A 4,299-nucleotide genomic window follows, 5' to 3' on the forward strand; every position below is an offset into this window, starting at 1 on the left:
CCTGCGCCGCGGTCAGTTCCACGTTCGGTGCGGCGTCTGCATTCCTGTTGCCTGCGGCTGCCGGCGCCGGACGCACCAGGAAGCAGGCGGGGATCAGCAGCACCCACGCGGCAATGCCGATCACCAGCATCGCGGTGCGCCAGTCATAGGCGGTGATCAGCCAGCTCGCGGTCGGCGCGATCGTCACCGGCGACACGCCCATGCCGGCCGAGACCAGAGCGACCGCAAGGCTGCGGTTCTTCTCGATCCAGGCGCTCGCGAGCGCCATCATGGGCGCATAGAAGCTGCCGGCGGCAATCCCGATCAGCACGCCGAAGAAGAGCTGAAATTGCCACAAGGTTGTTGCCTGGCTCGCGGTGACGAGGCCGAGCCCCAGCAAGAGACTTCCCGCAAGCACCACGATGCGGGTACCAAACCGATCCGACAGCGTGCCCCAGAGGAACGCGGCAACGCCCATGCAGAGAAAATCCAGCGTCGCCGCCGCCGATACGCCGGCGCGCGACCAGCCCATCGCCTCCGAGATCGGCTGCAGGAACACGGCAAGCGACAGCATCGTGCCGAACCCGACACAAGTCATCAGCGCACCCGCGGCGACAACGACCCAGCCATAGTCGAGGCTCGATGGCTTGCTCATGCGTTTCCTCAGCGCTTTTGGTTTTGTTGATGGGGGCGCAGTTTGGATCGTGGCTTATCTGCCAGCGGAGGGCAAGGTTGGGTGTTGTACGCGTTTGCGTGAGCAGTGCGAGAGGCGATATGGATTCCGGGTTCTCGCTTCGCGAGCCCCGGAATGACGGTGTGCCACACGCTGCGATGATGGCATCATGCCCCTGTTTTGCCCGACGAGTCAAAGTTGATTCGTAAAATCGAAAATCTCAATAGCATCGAGCCCCCGTCTACTGTGCATGGGGTTGTTTTTCGAGATTTTAGTTTGTCCGGTCGAAAAAGGCGCGGGCTGGATCTGATCCCGCCACGAAATCGGCTTTCGTCATCGTCATGGCCGGGCTTGACCCGGCCATCCACGCCTCCCAGGCCTTAAAAACGCAAATGCCCGGGACGAGCCCGGGCATGACGGCAGTTGAGCTAATCCAGGAAGCGTCGCCTCAGCTGTCCACCTTCAACGCGGCAATGAAGGCTTCCTGCGGGATGTCGACCTTGCCGAACTGCCGCATCTTCTTCTTGCCTTCCTTCTGCTTCTCCAGAAGCTTGCGCTTACGCGTGATGTCGCCGCCGTAGCATTTTGCGGTGACGTCCTTGCGCAGTGCGCGGACCGTCTCGCGCGCGATCACCTTGCCGCCGATCGCCGCCTGGATCGGGATCTGGAACATATGCGGCGGGATCAGCTCCTTCATCTTCTCGACCATGGCGCGGCCGCGGCCCTCCGCACGGGTGCGGTGGACCAGCATCGAGAGCGCGTCGACCGGCTCGTTATTGACGAGGATCTGCATCTTGACGAGATCGGCCGGCTTGTAGTCGGTCAGATGATAGTCGAACGAGGCGTAGCCCTTGGAAACCGATTTCAGGCGGTCGTAGAAGTCGAACACCACCTCGTTGAGCGGCAGATCGTATTTCACCATCGCGCGGGCGCCGACATAGGTCAGCTCCTTCTGCGAGCCGCGGCGGTCCTGGCACAGCTTCAGCACGCTGCCGAGATATTCGTCGGGCGTGAGGATCGTCGCCTCGATCCAGGGCTCCTGGATCTCGGCGATCTTGACCACGTCGGGCATGTCGACGGGGTTGTGGATCTCGATCTCGGTGCCGTCGGTGAGCTTCATCTTGTAGATGACGCTCGGCGCGGTCGCGATCAAATTGAGATCGAACTCGCGCGACAGCCGCTCCTGGATGATCTCGAGGTGCAGCAATCCGAGGAAGCCGCAGCGGAAGCCGAAGCCGAGTGCGGCGGAGGTCTCCATCTCGAAGGAGAAGCTGGCGTCGTTGAGGCGCAGCTTGCCCATGGCGCCGCGCAGCGTTTCGAAATCGTCGGCGTCGACCGGGAACAGGCCACAGAACACCACGGGGATCGCGGGCTTGAAGCCCGGCAGCATCTCCGTCACCGGCTTCCTGTCGTCGGTGATGGTGTCGCCGACGCGGGTGTCGGCGACTTCCTTGATCGCGGCGGTGATGAAGCCGATCTCGCCGGGGCCGAGCTCGTCGACCTGTGTCATCTTCGGCGTGAAGAAGCCGACGCGCTCGACGTCGTAGGCCGCGCCGGTGCCCATCATGCGCACGCGGCTGCCCTTCTTCATGACGCCGTCGACGACGCGGATCAGCACGACGACGCCGAGATAGACGTCGTACCAGCTGTCGACCAGCAGCGCCTTCAAGGTCGCGTCGCGGTCGCCCTTCGGCGGCGGCAGGCGGGTGACGATGGCCTCCAGCACGTCGGGGACGCCGAGGCCGGTCTTGGCCGAGATCATCACCGCGTCCGAGGCGTCGATGCCGATGACGTCCTCGATCTGCTGCTTGATCTTCTCGGGCTCGGCGGCGGGAAGGTCGACCTTGTTCAGGACCGGGACGATCTCGTGATTGTTGTCGAGCGCCTGGTAGACGTTGGCGAGCGTCTGCGCTTCGACGCCCTGGCTGGCGTCGACCACGAGGAGGGAACCTTCGCACGCTGCCAGCGACCGCGAGACTTCGTAGGCGAAGTCGACATGGCCGGGCGTGTCCATCAGGTTGAAGATGTAGTCCTTGCCGTCCTTGGCGCGGTAGGCGAGGCGCACGGTCTGCGCCTTGATGGTGATGCCGCGCTCGCGCTCGATGTCCATGGAATCGAGCACCTGCTCCTTGCCCGCCATCTCGCGGTCGGAGAGGCCGCCCGTCATCTGGATCAGGCGGTCGGCCAGCGTCGATTTGCCATGGTCGATATGGGCGACGATGGAGAAATTGCGGATGTTCGAAATGGGGGCGGTCGTCATGGGCGCGGGATACCACTCACATCCCCGTGCGGCAACCATCTTGCTGTATTTTCAGGGCCTTTGTTCACGCCAAGCTGATTCCACCGCGGACGAAAACGCGCTAGGCAACGGCCATGTCCACGACCTCGATCCCCTCTGCCCGAACGCGCGCGAAAACCTGCCTGAGCTTTGACCGTTTCCGGGCCTGGCTGGTTGCCTGCGCGGTCCGCCCTGAGGCGAGATTGTGGCTGGTGCTCCAGCTCGCCATCCTGCATGCGGTGCTCTGGACCTTCATCCTGATCAATCTCAAGGCCGCGCAGGACGTCCACATGGACGTCGCGGAAGCCTATGGCTGGGGCCAGAAATTCCTCTGGGGCTACGGCAAGCACCCGCCGCTGTCGGGCTGGGTCGCCGGCCTCTGGTTCACAATGTTCCCGGCGGCGGACTGGGCGACCTATGCGCTGGCGATGGCGACCGTCGGCGTCGGCATGGTGATCTGCTGGCTCGTCGCGCTGCGCGTGGTGGATGCGCGACGCGCCTTCCTGGTCGTGGTGATGATCGCGCTCTACCCGATCTTCAATTTCAAGGGGTTCAAGTACAACCCGGACCTGTTGCAGCTCGTCACCTTGCCGCTGCTCGTGCTCGCTTATCTCAACGCCTTCGAGAAGCGGAGCTGGCAATCCGGAGTCCTGCTCGGGCTTGCCGGCGCGCTGGCGTTGATGACCAAATATTGGGTGCTGACCATGATCGGCGCCATCGGCCTTGCCGCGCTGATCCATCCGGAGCGGCTGAAATTCCTGCTCTCGCCGGCACCGTGGGTGGCGATCGTGACGATGGTGCTGGCGATGATCCCGCACATCGTCTGGCTGGCGGAGGCGCATTTCGTGCCGCTGACCTATGCCGGCGACACCTACAGTCTGCAGGACGCGAGCCAGGTGCATCAGCTCGTCGCCGGCTACGGGCTGCATAATCTGGGGCTGCTGGCCTTGCCGGTGGCGCTGGCCGGGCTCGCGATGGCGCTGGTGCCGCCCTGGTTCACACTGCTGCTGCGCGCGCCATTGCGCATCGTCACGCGCGCCTGGGCCCGCGGCGCCAATTCGGGCGTCAATTCTTCTCAGGCGCTGAACGTGTGGATCATCCAGATCATCGTCGCGTTCGGCCCGCCGCTCGGTGCGCTCGTCTTCAGTATCTACATGAAGACCGATTGGGGCATCTCGCTGTTCTTCCTGGTACCCTTGGCGCTGGTCGCGATCCCCGCATTGCGCGTGCAGGGCGCGAGCCTGTTCAACATCGCCGTAATCTGGCTCGTGCTCAGCGCCGCGACGCTCATGGCCTCGCCCTGGATTGCCGCGCGCGAGATGGCGGCCAATGCCGGCAACACCGCGACCTATGGCGCGCGCTCGGATCT

General features: G+C 63.9%; 3 protein-coding genes. 1 reads left to right on the forward strand and 2 read right to left on the reverse strand.

Going from position 1 to position 4,299, the window contains the following annotated elements:
- Together MOV75_RS28865 and lepA are read right to left on the reverse strand one after the other, a co-directional pair.
- On the reverse strand, positions 1 to 634 hold a 634-nt coding region (locus tag MOV75_RS28865; protein ID WP_247007037.1), incomplete at its 3' end, for an MFS transporter.
- A 466-nt stretch (positions 635 to 1,100) separates the two neighbouring features.
- A complete protein-coding gene (gene lepA, locus MOV75_RS28870; protein WP_246929720.1) occupies positions 1,101 to 2,912 on the reverse strand; it encodes a translation elongation factor 4 in 1,812 nt (603 codons plus the stop codon).
- Between the two features lie 113 nt (positions 2,913 to 3,025).
- Here lepA and MOV75_RS28875 point away from each other — a divergent pair.
- On the forward strand, positions 3,026 to 4,299 hold a 1,274-nt coding region (locus tag MOV75_RS28875; RefSeq protein WP_247007038.1), incomplete at its 3' end, for a glycosyltransferase family 39 protein.

This window comes from Bradyrhizobium sp. PRIMUS42, from assembly GCF_023006515.1.
GTDB lineage: Bacteria > Pseudomonadota > Alphaproteobacteria > Rhizobiales > Xanthobacteraceae > Bradyrhizobium.